This is a genomic window from Ralstonia flaminis (genome assembly GCF_958415495.1).
Classification (GTDB): Bacteria; Pseudomonadota; Gammaproteobacteria; order Burkholderiales; family Burkholderiaceae; genus Ralstonia; species Ralstonia flaminis.
Genome location: NZ_CATZLL010000004.1, coordinates 16,096 through 30,575, shown reverse-complemented (window position 1 = coordinate 30,575; position 14,480 = coordinate 16,096). Strand labels below are relative to the sequence as shown.

Sequence of the window (14,480 nt, the reverse complement as noted above, 5' to 3'; positions counted from 1 at the left end):
TGAACAATGAATTTGCGGGATGGCGGTTTCCGCCGGTTTTCAGGCAAATTACCATCCCAGCATGAACACGCCAAGCACAGACCACATGGTTTCTCCCACCCCCGCGCCACGTCGCCCGGCTGCTGAGTCGACTGTCGGCAGCCGGATGGAGTTGCGCATGGTGGGCATGGTGATCGGCCTGGCGACGGGCGTGGATTACATGTCCAACCTGATGTTTTCGATTGCGGGGCCGCATATCGAAGGCGGGGTGCTGGCGTCACAGGATGTGTATCTGTGGGCGGTGACGGCCTATGCGGCAGCGGCCAGCCTGGCGATTCTGGTGATGGGCCGGCTGGCCGATCACATGACGTACCGCAAGCACACGCTGCTGTCTCTGGGGGTGTTCATCGTCGGCACGCTGATGTGCGCGGCAGCCGAGGGCGGCACGATGCTGATCGTTGGTCGGGCCGTGCAGGGGTTTGGCGGCGGGCCGATGCTCTCCACGTCGCGCATCTTTGTACAGCACAGCCCGGCGCATGAACGCCGCACGATGATGAAGGGGATGATCTACGGCATCTTCGGGCTGAGTTGCGTGTCGCCGATCCTGTCGGCGGCGCTGAACGAGCAGTTTGGCTGGCGCGCCACCTTCGTTGCACAGTTGCTGGTGGCTGTGGTGGTGTGCGTTCTGGTGGCGGCGTTCTACCCGCACCCGAAAATGCATGAGCGCAAGGGCGACTTCGCTTCGCTTGACTGGCCGTCTGCCATTGCGTTCGGGCTGGCTGCGCTGATTGCGCTGCACGGGTTTCAGCAGGCGCGCTTCGTGCACCCGGATGGCTCGCCCGCGCAGGTGGTGCCGATCATTGCCGTGGTGGCGCTCATCATCTGGGTCGGCATCCGCCAGACCGGGCACCCGCTGCCGTGGGTGGACTTGCGTGCCACGCTGCAACGCCGCTTCATGATGGGGATGGTCTTCTACGCCATCTATTACATGTTTGCCAGCGCGTGGAGCTTTCTCTCATCGAGCCTGCTACAGAACGGCCTGGGGTTTCGCTATGAAACCACTGCGCAGCTCATCAGCCTGGGTGGGCTGGTGACGGTGGTGCTGGGCTTCCTGAACTTCCAGTTGACCAACGTACTGCCGCCCAAGCGCGTGCTGATCTCTATCGGCTTTGTGCTGATGGCCACGGCGCTGCTGTGGATGTCGCATGTGGCGATGCCGGGTGCGGGCGTGGCGGCGGTGGCGCCGGCCTTCATGATCGAAGGCATGGTTGGGATGTTTGTGGTGATCCAGGTGGCGGGGCTGACGTACGTGGATCTGCCGGCCAGGGATTTCGGCCATGCATATCAGTTCAAGGGGATCATGCGGGCCTGGGCGCAGGCCTTCGGGACGATGGGGGCCACGCTGCTGCTGCAACGGGGGCAGGCGCAGCATCGGACGGATCTGGTGGGGCATGTGAGTGCGCTCACACCTGCCTGGCAGTGGCCGCATCCGTTGCAGGGGATTGAGTTGGTGCGGATTTCTGCTGAGATTGATCGGCAGGCGACGTTGCTGGCTGTGGGAGACCTTTTTGCCTGGGGGGCGGTGGTTGCGTTGGTGTGTGCTGGGGCGATTTGGTTGCAGCGGCATTTGCGCTGAGTTTGTGTTGCTGGTGCGTCCCTTGTTTCATCCCCTGCCGGGGCTGACTCACTTTCTTTGTCTTGCCAAAGAAAGTAAGCAAAGAAAGGCGCGCCCGAGATGGCGACCCATCCCTTGAATTTGTGTAACCGGGCGGAGACGGGGAAAACTCGCTTCGCTCAGACAGTTCCCCGTCTTTTTTCCGCCCGCTTACACAAATTCAAGGCGCCATCTAGGGCAGGGGTACGGCCACACCGTCTGGGGGCATGTGCTGACGCTGAGTGTGCTTGGCGGAGATCAATCCAGTTTTTGCTCTTGCGCGGTGGCTTGCGGCACCTTGCAGTTGAACGCGGGCGCTGCGTCGGCCAGATCCAGGTAGCCCATCAGGGTGGGGGCCAGCACCTTGAGTACTTGTACCGTCAGTGCGCTGGTGAACTTGTACTTGGCCGCATCTGCGCCGGCCACGTAGGCGACTACGGTGCCAAAGTAGCGATCGCCAAGATAGAAGACGAAGGCGCCTGAGCGGCTGACCACGCGCTCGGAAATCAGCCCGCCGCCGCGGCTGAAGGTCTTGAAGCGGTTGTCGCCGGTGCCGGTCTTGCCGCCCACGGTGATGGGTTTGCCGTTTGCGTCGACAAAGGTGCCATCGATGCGCTTGGCGGTGCCGCCTTGCACCACGCCGGCCAGCGCGGCTTTGACGATGCGTGGAATCTCGGGCGGCAGTACGCGCTCACCGGCGCTTGGGTCGCGGCACAGCAGCACTTCGTACGGGGTATTGGCGGCAAAGCGCAGGCGGTCGATGCGTACGCTGGGTAGGCGTACGCCGTCGTTTTCGATAATGCCCATCAACTCTGCCAGTGCGGCGGGGCGATCTGCCGAGGCACCGATGGCTGTGCCATATGAGGGCACCAGCGATTCAAACGGATACCCGAGCCGCTTCCACATCGTGTGGATGGACTGGAACGCCTCGATCTCCAGCAACTGCTTGATGCGCTTGTCCTGCGCGCCCTTGCGGTGGGATTGCAGCAGCCACTTGTAGACCGCCTGCCGCTCGGCCGCGCTGTCTTGGTTGACCTGCGCCAGCGTCGCCTGCGGATGCTCGCGCAGGTACGCCACCAGCCACAGCTCCAGCGGATGCAGCCGTGCGATGTAGCCGCGGTCCGCCAGGTCGAAGCGCTGGACCGAATAGTTGTTGTAGAGCTTGGCGAGCGTCACCGCATCCAGCTTGGCGCCCGGCAGATAGGCACGAATGAATGCGGCCAGCTTGTCGGGCCCGGCTTGCGGGTTGATGCTGCGGAAGATCGTGGCCAGTCGCACTGGGGTCGCATGCGTGCTCTGCACGAGCGTGTCTTCCTGCTCTTCGGCAGTCTTGCCCCGGTATTTCTTATAGAAGCGACCCATGAACAGCTTGCCTTCGCGGTCGGCAAAGCGCTGCAGGTAGACCTGCCGTTGGGGGGAATCCGTGTCCTCCAGTGCCTCTGCGCCGGCGCTGGGCAACTGGTGCTGAAAATAGCGCGAGATGTCGCGCATGATCCGCACGAACACGAGGTTGACGGAGTGCTTGAGCCCCTCGCGCACCGTGAAAAACTGCGTGCCTTCCCATTTCTCGAAATTCTCGAAACTCTGCATGCCGCCGCCGGTGGCAAACCATTCACCGGCGTTGCCGGAGTATTTGCGCTCCATCGATGCCTCCAGCATGGCGTTCAGCGAGCGGTCCTGCGCATGGGCGAGGTAATCGACGGCCCATCGCTCGATCGGGTTCTGCGGGGGGATATTGAGTTTGCGCAGCATGGCAGGCGTCTGGTCGACATAGCGCTGATGCAGTTCCGCCACGATCTCCAGATAGGTCACCAGCGTGCGCAGCTTGGCGGTGGAGCCCAGATCCAGCTTCACGCCTTCGTTGATATCGAACGGCTGGTCGAAGGTATCGGCCTGCACCAGCACGCGGTTGCCGCCGGGCGCGCGTTCATAGAGCGTGAAGCTGTAGGTGACGCCGCGCGGGTCGCCGTGTTCGAGCATCTTGTCGCCGACGAGGCCGGCGGCCTTGGCACGTGCTGGGTCTTGCAGCTTGCGCAGCTCGGTGGTGATCTCGTGCTGCAGCGGCGCGTCGAGCGTGCTGCTGGCCGTCAGGTCCAGCCGGTCGAGTGCATACATGCGCGGCACCCCCAGCATGCCTGCCAGGTTGACGCGCACGGCGTTGGTGCCTTTGTGCTCGATGGGTGCGGCGGGTGGGCGCACGCGCTGGGCCTGCTGCTTGAGCGATTGTGCGAGTGCTGAATCACGCAGGTCCGCCGGAACGACGCCTGCCGTGGCCAGGATGCGCAGGTAGGCGTTCGTCAGCGATTCGAGCTCGTCAAGATTCTCCTGGTAGTACGACGGCCGCCGCTGCGATACCAGCAGGCTCAGGGCCTCCTTGTACGCGAGCGCACGGGCGGCCACCGGCGCAGTCGAGTCTGGCGCTAGCAGTTTGTTCACCTCCACAAAGTCGCGCCCGTACCAGACCCACAGAGCATCGCCAATGCCTTGGATTTCACCAAAGCCAGCGCGCGCGCCCAGCGGCACGGTGTTCAAGTACGTAACGGCGAGTTGGTGACGTGTGGCCGTGGTGTCTTCGCCGTTCAGATAGGCGCGTACCGAGGCGGAGGCCATCTGCCGCAGCTTCTCGCTGGGGGAATCAGTGCGGCCCTCGGGCGAGTGGCGGTACTTTTCGATTTGCGTGGCGAGCGTGCTGCCGCCAGGGGATTCATGCTCCGAATCGGCCATGCGCACGGCGCGGTCCCACACGGCGCGCGCCAGGCGGGTCCACTCAACGGCGGGGTTGCGCTTGGGATATTCGGTTTGGAGCAGGGTGCGGTTCTCAATCCCGAGCAGCGAATTGACCAGCAGCGGCGGAACGGCGTCAAAGCGGTCGTAGATGCGTTCGGGGTGGCGCACGTGGTAGATCGGGCGGCCGTCATCGTCGAGCAGTTCCAGGCCGGCCTGATCTTTTTCGTGGTACGGGGCATTCAGGCCGCGCTCCATGAGCGAGAGCATGTCGTTTGACGGCACGGCCTGCTGGGCGACGATATAGCCGCGCGCGTGCAGGCGATCCAGAAACGTGGAGAGCTGGTGATAACCGAGGCGCTCGTCGTACGGGCCAGAGTTCGGGTAGCGCGCGGAGGCGTTGGGCCCCGGCTTGACAGGAAAGGTTTGCGACTTGCCGAGACGGGCGAGGTAGCTGGCCTGCCACGCGGAGGTCTTCAGCTCGCTGGAGACAAGCCAAGCAGCCACCGCAAGCAGCAGGAGTGGCGCGGCAATCAGGGCCAACAACTTGACGGGGCGGCGTATTCTTTTCACTCGCTACGCTCCAATCGCAGGCAGACGGGCGCTTCACTCCAATCTAGCCCATGCGGCCGTCGTGTCCAGTCCGCCGACGTGCCTGCGCGTGTGTAACTTTGCGCGCCCGTATTGCAAGGCTTACGTCGGCCGGTAGTGCGGAATCTTCTGCTCTTCGTACAGCCGGTAGGTCAGGTTCAGCATGGCCTGGATGTCTTCCGACTCATCCAGCAGACGCGTGCTGAAGATAATGGGCGAGACCAGCTGCGGGTCGTCCAGTTCCATATAACTGACATCTTCGCGCTGCAAACCGGCCACGCTGCGCGGCACCACCGACACGCCTTCGCCTGCCGCCACCAGCCCCAGGGCGATTTGCAACTCCCGTGCCTCGTAAATCCTGGCCGGCTCCAGGGCGCGGTCGTGGAAGAGCGCGAGCACTTGGTCGGCATAGCTCGGGCGCGGCGCGCGGGGGTAAATGATGAGCGTTTCGCCCACCAGATCGCGCAGAGAGACCGCCGGCTTGGCGTCAAGCAACGCGTGCCCCGAGGGCAGGGCAACGATCAGGCGCTCATCGCGCAGCAGGATGCGGCGCACGTTCGGGTCTTCATAACGGATGCGACCGAAGCCCACGTCGATCCGGCCATCCTTGAGTGCCTGGATCTGGTCCATGGTGGTCATCTCGTGCATGGACAGATCGACCATCGGGTACTCCGCTCGAAAGCGCCGGATGACCTTCGGCAGCATCCCGTACAGGGTTGAGGCGACGAAGCCGATCGACATGCGGCGCTCGATCTGCCCGACGCGCTGCGTCATCGAGGCCAGCTCGGCTGTCTGCGCCAGTAACTGCCGTGCATGCGCGTGGAAGAAGCGGCCGGCTTCCGTCAGCTTGAGCGGGCGGCTGCCGCGCTCGAACAGCAGCACGCCGATCTCCTCTTCCAACTGCTGGATCTGGCGGCTCAGGGGCGGTTGCGCGATATGCAGACGCTCGGCCGCGCGTGTGAAGTTCAGCTCTTCGGCAACGGCGACGAAGTAGCGCAGGTGGCGTAACTCCATATCCAACCTTATAGGTATGAAACTGATACTAAATCGGTGTTGGACGCAATAAATCGCACTGCGTAATCTGGTTTCCAAGTTGATCACCATCACTCTGATACCTGGAAAACATGATTCGCTCGATCGAGGCCATTCTAGTGGATGTGCCCACCATCCGTCCGCACAAGCTCTCTGTCGCCACCATGCACACCCAGACGCTGGTTCTCGTGCACGTGTGCTGCGAAGACGGCATCGAAGGCTGGGGCGAAGCGACCACCATCGGTGGCCTGAACTACGGCGAAGAAAGCCCCGAGAGCATCAAAGTCAACATCGATACGCATATTGCGCCGCTGCTGATCGGCATGGATGCGCGCAACGTGGCGGCTGCCATGGCACGCGTGCGCAAGACCATCCAGGGCAACCGCTTTGCGAAATGCGCGCTGGAAACGGCGCTGCTCGATGCGCAGGCGCGCCGGCTGAACGTGCCGCTGTCGGAACTGCTCGGCGGCCGGCTGCGTGATGCGCTACCGGTGGCCTGGACGCTCGCCAGCGGCGACACGAAGAAGGACATTGCCGAGGCAGAGGCGATGCTGGCCGAGCGCCGCCACCGTATCTTCAAGCTGAAGATCGGCCTGCGCCCAGTGGCCGACGACGTGGCCCACGTGCTGGCGATCAAGCGCGCACTGGGGGATGCGGTCAGCGTGCGTGTGGACGTCAACCAGGCCTGGAGCGAACTCGACGCCGCCAACGGCATCGCTGCATTGCAAGCCGGCGGCATCGACCTGATCGAGCAACCCGTGCGCGCCGAGAACCGCGCCGCGCTGGAACGCCTCGCCCGCCAATTCGCCGTGCCGATGATGGCCGACGAAGCGCTGCACGGTCCGCTGGATGCGTTTGAGCTGGCCCGCAGCGCCAGCGCCGATGTCTTCGCCGTGAAGATCGCGCAATCCGGCGGCCTAGTCCCGGCCATGCAGGTGGCGGCCATCGCGCAGCTTGCCGGCATCAGCCTGTACGGCGGAACGATGCTCGAAGGTGCAGTCGGCACGGCGGCATCCGCGCATGTGTTCTCCACCTTTGGCGATCTGCAGTTCGGCACCGAGCTGTTCGGCCCATTGCTGCTCACGCAAGAACTGCTGACCGAGCCGCTGCAGTACCGCGATTTCATGTTGCAGGTGCCTACCGGCCCCGGCCTGGGCATCCAGATCGACCGCGACAAGCTCGATCGACTGCGCCGGCAATAAGAACAAGAACAACCCCAACCAAGACAACCCACCAAGGAGACCACGATGCTGTTCCACGTCCGCATGGATGTTCACCTGCCGGCCGACATGCCCGCCGATGTCGCGAACGAGATCAAGGCGCGCGAGAAGGCCTACTCGCAGGACCTGCAGCGCAGTGGCAAATGGCGCCACATCTGGCGCCTCGTTGGCGAGTACGCGAACGTCAGCGTCTTCGACGTGCACAGCAATGCCGAGCTGCACGACATCCTGACGGCGTTGCCGCTGTTTCCGTACATGCAGATTGCCGTGACACCGCTGTGCCGCCACCCGTCGTCAATTCACACCGACGACGCCTGAGTCTGAAAGATCGCCCGGACATTTCCCCAAAAGAACCCAATGGAGACACCCATCATGACCGCGCACGTATTCCAAACGAAAGAAGTGCAGGACCTGCTGAAGGCCGCCACCAACCTGGATGGCAATCAGGGCAATGCCCGCCTGAAGCAGATCACCCACCGTCTGCTGGCCGACCTGTTCAAGGCCATCGATGATCTCGACATCACGCCGGATGAAGTCTGGGCGGGCATCAACTACCTGAACAAGCTCGGCCAGGACGGCGAGGCGGCACTGCTCGCTGCCGGCTTGGGCCTGGAGAAGTACCTCGACATCCGCATGGATGCTGCGGACGCGGCGCTTGGCCTCAACGGTGGCACGCCGCGCACGATCGAAGGCCCCCTGTACGTTGCAGGCGCAACGGTGCGCGATGGTGTATCCCGCATCGACATCGATCCGGACCCAGCTGCGGGCCCGCTGATCATCCACGGCACGGTGACCGGCCCGGACAACAAGCCGGTGGCCGGTGCGCTGGTCGAGTGCTGGCACGCGAACTCCAGCGGCTTCTACTCGCACTTTGATCCAACCGGTGAGCAGAGCCCGTTCAACTTGCGCGGCGCAGTCCGGACCGGCGCCGATGGCAAGTATGAATTCCGCACTCTCATGCCGGTGGGTTACGGTTGCCCGCCGCAGGGTGCGACCCAGCAACTGCTGAACGGGCTTGCCCGCCATGGCAATCGTCCGGCGCACGTGCATTTCTTCGTCTCCAGCGACGGCCACCGCAAGCTGACGACGCAATTCAACATCGAAGGCGATCCGCTGATCTGGGACGACTTCGCCTACGCCACTCGCGAAGAGCTGATTCCGCCCGTGGTTGAAAAAACCGGCGGCGCCGCACTCGATCTGAAGACCGATGCGTACAAGGACATCGAGTTCAACGTCGTCCTGACGCCGCTGGTGCAGGGCAAGGACAACCAGCGCGTGAACCGCCTGCGTGCTTCGGCCGAGGCCTGAGACCCGACGCCTCAACGTGGAGAAGACCATGTCCGCCTTGATCGACAAAGCCAACGAACTGGATCACCTGCTGTCAACCGCGGTGGTGGATGACGAAGAGGCGGGTATTTTCCGCTGCCGCCGCGACATCTTTACCAACCCGGACCTGTTCGAACTGGAGATGAAGCACATCTTCGAGAACAACTGGGTCTACCTGGCGCACGAAAGCCAGATTCCGAACAACAACGATTACTACACCACGTGGATTGGGCGCCAGCCGATCGTCATCACTCGCGACAAGACCGGTGAGCTGAACGCCGTCATCAATGCCTGCGCACACAAGGGTGCCATGCTGTGCCGCCGCAAGCACGGCAACAAGGGCAGCTTCACGTGCCCGTTCCATGGCTGGACGTTCTCCAACACCGGCAAGCTGCTCAAGGTGAAGGACGAAAAGACCACCGAGTACCCGGTCCAGTTCAACACGCATGGCTCGCATGACCTGCGGAAGGTCGCGCGGTTTCAGAGCTATCGCGGCTTCCTGTTCGGCAGTCTCAATGCCGATGTGCAGCCGCTCGAAACCTACCTTGGCGAAGCCCGCGTGATCATCGACCAGATCGTCGATCAGGCGCCGAACGGGCTCGAAGTGCTGCGCGGCAACTCGTCCTACATCTACGAAGGCAACTGGAAGATGCAGATGGAGAACGGCTGCGACGGCTACCACGTGAGCACCGTGCACTGGAACTACGCCGCGACGATGGGCCGACGCAAGGAAGGCGGCACCCAGGCCGTGGATGCGAACAGCTGGAGCAAGTCGGTCGCGGGCGTCTACGGCTTCGAGAACGGCCACATCCTGCTGTGGACCCAGACGATGAACCCGGAAGTGCGGCCGGTCTATGCGCACCGTGAGGAAATCCAGGCACGCGTGGGCGAAACCCAGACGGACTTCATCGTCAATCAGACCCGCAACCTGTGCCTGTATCCGAACGTGTTCCTGATGGACCAGTTCAGCACGCAGATTCGCGTGGTACGGCCGATCAGCGTCGACAAGACAGAAGTCTCAATCTTCTGCTTCGCGCCAAAGGGCGAGAGCGCCACCGATCGTGCAACGCGCATCCGCCAGTACGAGGATTTCTTCAACGTCACCGGCATGGGTACCGCAGACGACCTGGAGGAATTCCGCGCCTGTCAGAACGGCTATGCCGGCACGACCGCCCTGTGGAACGACCTGTCGCGCGGCGCGCCGCTGTGGGTGCGCGGCCCGGACGAGAACGCTACGAAGATGGGCTTGAAGCCGCTCATCTCGGGCGAGCGCAGTGAAGACGAAGGCTTGTTCGTCTGCCAGCACGAATACTGGGTGCAGGTTATGCGCGACGCATTGCAGAAGGAAGGTGAAGAGGTGCCGGCATGAACACCGATTACCAGAACATCTGCGCGGCGCTTTACCGCGAGGCGCGCTTGCTCGACGACCGCCAGTGGGATGCATGGTTGGCGTGCTACGCAGAAGACGTCACGTACTGGATGCCGGCATGGGATGACGACGATCAATTGACCGACGATCCGCAGAGCCAGATCTCGTTGATGTACTACCCCGATCGCTGTGGGCTGGAAGATCGCGTCTTCCGCATCAAGACCGAGCGCAGTGGTGCTTCAACGCCGGAGCCGAGAACCAGCCACAGCATCACCAACGTGGAAGTCATGACCGAGCGCGACGATGCCGTTGACGTGCGCTACAACTTCCACACGCTGTGCCACCGCTACAAGGCCACCGACCACTTCTTCGGCACGATGTTCGTCACCTTGCGCAAGTCCGGTGATGGCTTCCTGATCGCATCCAAAAAGATCGTCCTGAAGAACGACTACATCCGGCAGGTGCTCGACGTCTATCACGTTTGACCTCTGGTCCGGGCACAGCGCACGCACAAGAGGCAGTGGAGGTATCCCATGTCCAGTTTCACAGTTGCACTGAATTTCGAGGACGGCGTCACGCGGTTCATCGATTGCAAAGCGGGGGAGAAGGTGCTCGATGCCGCCTTCCGCGCCAAGATCAACCTGCCGATGGATTGCTCCGATGGCGTGTGCGGAACCTGCAAGTGCCGCGCAGAGAGCGGCAGCTACGACCTCGGTGACGACTACATCGAGGACGCACTGACCGAAGACGAGAAGAACACCGGCCTCGTCCTGACGTGCCAGATGGTGCCGCAAAGCGATTGCGTGATCGCGGTGCCAACCACGTCGACCACGTGCAAGACCGGGCAGAGCAGCTTTGGCGCAACCCTGTCCAAAGTCGAGCTGCACAACGATGCCGCCGTCGTGCTCGAACTGGATGTGGATGCCACGGCGCCGGTGTTCCTGCCTGGCCAGTACGTCAACATCGGGGTGCCTGGGAGCGGCCAACACCGCTCGTATTCGTTCTCATCGGCACCCGGCGAAGCGAAGGTCAGTTTCCTGATCAAGAAGATTCCCGGCGGCGTGATGAGCAACTGGCTCGAAGCCGCGCAGCCGGGTGACAAGCTCGATCTGCAAGGCCCACTGGGCAGCTTCTATCTGCGTGATGTGCAGCGGCCGCTGTTGTTCCTGGCCGGCGGCACGGGTCTCGCGCCGTTCCTGTCGATGCTTGAGGTGCTGGCGCGCAGCCATGCGCAGCAGCAGGTGCATCTGATCTATGGCGTGACCCGTGACCTCGATCTGGTGCAGGTCGACGCGATCGAGGCCTATGCGGCGCGGCTGCCGAACTTCAGCTACGCCACCGTCGTGGCCGACGCCGCTTCGAGCCATCCGCGCAAGGGTTGGGTGACGCAGCACATTCCAGCCAACGCGCTGAACGATGGCGACGTGGATGTCTATCTCTGCGGACCGCCGCCGATGGTGGATGCCGTGCGCACCTACTTTGACGACGCAGGCGTGAAGCCCAACAGCTTTCACTACGAGAAGTTCACGCCCAACGCCACACCGAATGCAAAGGCGGCATGAGCATGCAACGATTCTCAGACAGGGCCGTGATCGTGACCGGCGCGGCGCAAGGCATCGGGCGCGGCGTTGCGATGGCCGCAGCGGAAGAGGGAGCCCAGGTGCTGCTGGTGGACCGCGCAGAGCTGATCTACGAAGTGCAGGCGGAAATTGCCGCAGCCGGCGGCCAGGCCCACGCCACCACCGCGGATCTGGAAACCTATGCAGGCGCCCAGCATGCCGTGCAGACCGCACTCGACACCTTCAGCCGCATCGACGTGCTCATCAACAACGTCGGTGGCACGATCTGGGCAAAGCCGTACCAGCACTATGAAGAGGCGCAGATCGAAGCGGAGATTCGCCGCTCGCTGTTTCCAACGCTGTGGTGCTGTCGCGCCGTGCTGCCGCACATGGTGGAGCGCAAGCAGGGCGTGATCGTGAACGTGTCATCCATTGCCACGCGCGGCATCTACAGGATTCCGTATTCGGCAGCCAAGGGCGGCGTGAATGCGCTCACGGCCAGCTTGGCGCTTGAGCATGCGGACGACAACATCCGCGTGAACGCCGTTGCCACCGGCGGTACGGAAGCGCCGCCGCGCAAGATCCTGCGCAATACGGCGCCCCTGTCGGAGCAGGAAACCACTTGGTACCAGGGCATCGTCGACCAAACCATTGCCAGCAGCCTGATGCACCGCTACGGCACGATCGACGAGCAGGTGCGGGCGATTCTATTTCTGGCTTCGGACGAGGCCTCGTACATCACCGGGACGGTGCTGCCGGTTGGCGGTGGAGACTTGGGCTAGCCAGGGCTGCACTTTCCCCTCACGGCGTTGGCAAGCAAGTGATGAGGGGAGGGCAAAAAAAACGCCAAGCGGACACGCCGCTTGGCGCTGCACAACGTGGCATGAATGGACATTCATGCGACGGGGAACCGAACGGCTAAGGGGGGCAGCAGTTCGATTCGTTCAGGTTAAGCATTGCGATTGTTAGGAAAGCAAGGCTTTGTCAAATGCCGGCGCCTATCCGCTGAAGACCTGCAATGTCCTATCACGCCCTATCCCAATGTCGAAAGCCTTGCCAAGGTCGTGATATCCACGGTCGATTCACATTGTGATTTTTCTTTTATTCACAGCGGTACCTATGGTTCGGTAGAGCCACCGCCTGCCATTCGTCTCGTTTCTCATGAGGCCCGACCTCAAAGCGCCTTCGCGAAAGTGACTGAATGAGCATTTGTGTAAAGAGCCATCGACGAAACGCTTGTGCTGCCACCCGATTGAAACGGTCGCCTGACCATAGGTGGAACAGGCTCGAAGCGATCTTGCAATTGTTTAAAATTCCTCGCGAGGCGCGTGCTATTTCTAACCTTGTCATGCCGCTTCAGCGGGAAATTTTCCAAGACGAGAAAGCGGCTGACTGGTGTCGTAGATAATATCGATTATCAAAAATAAATAACGATATCTAAGTCAACGGGGAAGTGGCAATGCGGATCGCTGTATTGGAAGACGATCCTGGATTTCTTTCACTGATGGAATCAGTGATTGACCGTCTAGGACATATCCTTGTCTCATTCTCAGACGGCATGCAGATATTCAAGAATCTGCAGCGCGAGTCTTATGATCTCTTGATTCTCGATTGGCATGTTCCAAGAATGTCAGGGATGGAGATACTGCTCTGGCTGAGACAGAAAAAGGAAGACCGAACGCCCGTCGCTTTTGTAACAAGCGCGGCGTTCGAGTCGGAAATCGTAGCAGCCCTGCGCCAGGGCGCAGATGACTACATCATCAAGCCGGTCAGCGCCGCGGTGCTGGAGGCTCGCATCGAAGCCATTCTGAGAAGGTCATACCGCGAAGAGGCGCAGAGTACGCTTGAGCTGGGGGCATTCAAGTTCGATAGTGCGCGTCGTGTTGCCTTTCTGGATGGTCGGGAAATCAAGCTCACAAGCAAGGAGTACGAGCTTGCCTACAAGCTTTTCTCGCGCAAGGGCAAGCTTCTGACGCGAGACTATCTTGTGAGCGCAATCTGGGGCGAGTCCTATGCGGGGGAGTCCCGTACGCTGGACACCCACATCTCGCAGATCCGACTGAAGCTTGGGCTGAATCCAGGAAACGGCGTGAAGCTGATCTCGGTGTATGGCGCCGGGTACCGACTGGAGAGCGCATGACGCATGATGCGCAAGCTTTTCGGAGCGGTCTTCTTGCTGTGGCCATGCTCATGTCGACGACGGTCCAGGCACAGGTACAGGCAACGCCCGGAACATCCGCCGATGAAATCCTGCAACTGGCGGATCGTGTTGTCGCCCAGCTGGAGACGGGGCAATACGGTGCCGTCTGGGAGGGGGCCGCCCCATTGGTTCGAGCGACTGTTAGCAAAGAGGCGTTTGCCCGGCAGATGCAAACCACCCACCGGAGCGGCGGCATACAGGATTATGGCTGGGCATCCATCGTTCGTATCGAATATAAGAATGATCGAGATATTCCGGACGGCCTCTATGCCAATGTCGATTACGCAGCGCACCTGAAAATGGGTGGCATTACATATAAATTGCTAAGCTTTCGAGTGGAGTCGGATGAGCGCTGGCATTTTGTCGGCGACTCCGACCGGAGGGGTTCAAACGAAATCCCTACGCGACCAGCAATATTCTCGTTATCGCCACGTTCCTCCAGCGGCCACACTTCAGCACCTTGAGGCGATTTCTGCGGCCAACATGCCAAGGATAGCCACCGTGCCGCTTTGTACCTCATTCCTCAACGTATCCTCTTTCGGGTCGCTGAATCCGCCTGTCGATTATTCAATTTTTCTACATTTTTGATTTGAGAAAACTGTAGAGTGAGTCACTCTGCTAAGATTTGACATTGCATTACAGTTGCTTGTAGATGTTTTGCATTGAGCGAACTTCCCCTTATTACATTTGTTTCAAGAATGCGAGCGCCATCGACTCCAGCTTAATCGGAGGCGCGTCACGTGCGGCAGGCAGGCATTCAATAAATAAAGCAGAAAGGCGCATTGTTTGGCGTCGCTTCTGAGTAATGCGTTTTTTGGGGAAGTGA

Annotated in this window: 12 protein-coding genes; 10 read left to right on the top strand and 2 right to left on the bottom strand. The window is 61.4% G+C overall.

The window, feature by feature from the left end; all coding sequences use genetic code 11:
• Positions 1–61: 61 nt before the first annotated feature.
• Positions 62–1,615 (top strand): MFS transporter, encoded by a 1,554-nt coding sequence (locus R2N11_RS06995; RefSeq protein ID WP_316680609.1) that lies wholly within the window; start codon positions 62–64, stop codon positions 1,613–1,615.
• A 276-nt stretch (positions 1,616–1,891) separates the two neighbouring features.
• On the opposite strand, the gene R2N11_RS06990 is transcribed toward R2N11_RS06995, so the two are convergent.
• Together R2N11_RS06990 and R2N11_RS06985 are read right to left on the bottom strand one after the other, a co-directional pair.
• A complete protein-coding gene (locus tag R2N11_RS06990) occupies positions 1,892–4,930 on the bottom strand; it encodes a transglycosylase domain-containing protein (protein ID WP_316680608.1) in 3,039 nt (1,012 codons plus the stop codon).
• A 120-nt stretch (positions 4,931–5,050) separates the two neighbouring features.
• The gene (locus tag R2N11_RS06985; protein ID WP_199030352.1) at positions 5,051–5,962 is read right to left on the bottom strand and encodes a LysR family transcriptional regulator; all 912 of its coding nucleotides are present in this window, start codon (positions 5,960–5,962) and stop codon (positions 5,051–5,053) included.
• 110 nt (positions 5,963–6,072) lie between these two features.
• Between R2N11_RS06985 and R2N11_RS06980 the strand changes: the two genes are divergently transcribed.
• The 9 genes from R2N11_RS06980 to R2N11_RS06940 all read left to right on the top strand — a co-directional run bounded on the left by R2N11_RS06980 (position 6,073) and on the right by R2N11_RS06940 (position 14,118).
• The gene (locus R2N11_RS06980; protein ID WP_316680607.1) at positions 6,073–7,182 is read left to right on the top strand and encodes a muconate/chloromuconate family cycloisomerase; all 1,110 of its coding nucleotides are present in this window, start codon (positions 6,073–6,075) and stop codon (positions 7,180–7,182) included.
• Positions 7,183–7,227: 45 nt separating this feature from the next.
• Positions 7,228–7,518, top strand: coding sequence for a muconolactone Delta-isomerase (catC, locus tag R2N11_RS06975; RefSeq protein WP_316680606.1), 291 nt, complete (start codon positions 7,228–7,230; stop codon positions 7,516–7,518).
• Positions 7,519–7,572: 54 nt separating this feature from the next.
• The gene (catA, locus tag R2N11_RS06970) at positions 7,573–8,508 is read left to right on the top strand and encodes a catechol 1,2-dioxygenase (protein WP_316680605.1); all 936 of its coding nucleotides are present in this window, start codon (positions 7,573–7,575) and stop codon (positions 8,506–8,508) included.
• A 28-nt stretch (positions 8,509–8,536) separates the two neighbouring features.
• Positions 8,537–9,895: an SRPBCC family protein gene (locus tag R2N11_RS06965; protein WP_316680604.1), complete on the top strand. Its 1,359-nt coding sequence runs from the start codon at positions 8,537–8,539 to the stop codon at positions 9,893–9,895.
• Positions 9,892–10,380 carry a benzoate 1,2-dioxygenase small subunit gene (benB, locus tag R2N11_RS06960; protein ID WP_199030357.1) on the top strand — a complete coding sequence of 163 codons (489 nt, stop codon included), beginning with the start codon at positions 9,892–9,894 and terminating at the stop codon, positions 10,378–10,380. Before R2N11_RS06965 ends, benB begins: the two co-directional genes overlap by 4 nt.
• Positions 10,381–10,428: 48 nt before the next feature.
• Positions 10,429–11,457 carry a benzoate 1,2-dioxygenase electron transfer component BenC gene (benC, locus tag R2N11_RS06955; RefSeq protein ID WP_199030358.1) on the top strand — a complete coding sequence of 343 codons (1,029 nt, stop codon included), beginning with the start codon at positions 10,429–10,431 and terminating at the stop codon, positions 11,455–11,457.
• A complete protein-coding gene (locus R2N11_RS06950) occupies positions 11,454–12,236 on the top strand; it encodes a 1,6-dihydroxycyclohexa-2,4-diene-1-carboxylate dehydrogenase (RefSeq protein WP_316680603.1) in 783 nt (260 codons plus the stop codon). The genes benC and R2N11_RS06950 overlap by 4 nt, the downstream gene beginning before the upstream one ends.
• A gap of 677 nt (positions 12,237–12,913) precedes the next feature.
• Positions 12,914–13,594, top strand: a complete 681-nt coding sequence (locus tag R2N11_RS06945) for a response regulator transcription factor (RefSeq protein WP_199030360.1) — start codon at positions 12,914–12,916, stop codon at positions 13,592–13,594.
• Positions 13,591–14,118: a DUF4019 domain-containing protein gene (locus R2N11_RS06940; protein WP_316680602.1), complete on the top strand. Its 528-nt coding sequence runs from the start codon at positions 13,591–13,593 to the stop codon at positions 14,116–14,118. Before R2N11_RS06945 ends, R2N11_RS06940 begins: the two co-directional genes overlap by 4 nt.
• Positions 14,119–14,480 lie beyond the last annotated feature (362 nt).